At 53.8% G+C, this 1,018-nt stretch carries 1 protein-coding gene; it reads left to right on the plus strand.

What is annotated here, in order from left to right; all coding sequences use genetic code 11:
* On the plus strand, nucleotides 1–1,018 hold a 1,018-nt coding region (locus AC07OI_RS29790), incomplete at both ends, for a putative Ig domain-containing protein (RefSeq protein ID WP_495259668.1).

The following is a 1,018-nucleotide window of genomic DNA, read 5'->3' on the forward strand; positions in this document are numbered from 1 at the left end:
CAGTCGGTTCCATAGCCTTGCAAAAAGTGGCAGAGAACAAAGTCTTCAACTTCACTTTACCTGATGGCCTCTTCAGCGATGCGGATGCGGGTGATATTCTTACTTATAGTTTGAGCCTCTCCAATGGTGATGCATTGCCAGCCTGGCTGAAGTTTGATCCAGTCGCCGGGAAGCTGACCGGCACGCCAGGACATGGAGACATAGGTGAGCTGGCCATTCGCGTGACCGCCAAAGATGGCGGCCAGTTGACAACCAGTCTGGACTTCAGCTTGAGCGTGACTGCAGCAGTAGCAGTCAATACTGCGCCTGAAGTGAAAGCCAGTCTCGCAGATCAGGCACTGACGGAGACGAAAGCGTTTAACCTGGTTATTCCAGATACGCTCTTTGTGGATGTCGATGCAGGTGACGTACTGACTTACAGCGCCACGCTGGCAAATGGCAGCCCGCTGCCAAGCTGGCTGACCTTTGATGCTGCCACTAAAACTTTAAGCGGCACACCGGACCACGCTGCCGTAGGTGATCTGTCCCTGTCTATTTCAGTCAAGGACAAGGGTGGCCTGACGGCTAAAACAAATCTGAATTTGCATGTGGCAGACTATGTCCCACCAAATACAGCCCCAGTTGCCGCCAAGGTTCTTGCAGATCAAAGCCTGACAGAAAAAGCCGCCTTCAGCTACGCCTTACCGGCAGGCACTTTCACCGATGCCGATGCAGGCGACGTACTGACCTACAGCGCCACATTGGCAAACGGCAGCCCGCTGCCAAGCTGGTTGACATTTGACGCTGCCACTAAAACTTTAAGTGGCACACCGGATCACGCTGCCGTAGGTGACCTGTCCCTGTCCATCTCAGTCAAAGACAAAGGTGGCCTAACGGCGAAGACGAACCTGAATTTGCACGTGGCAGACTATGTCCCACCAAATACAGCGCCAGTTGCAGCCAAGGTTCTTGCAGATCAAAGCCTGACAGAAAAAGCCGTCTTCAGCTTCGCCTTGCCAGCAGGCACCTTCACCGATGC

This window comes from Undibacterium sp. GW821-FHT07F11, from assembly GCF_059418665.1.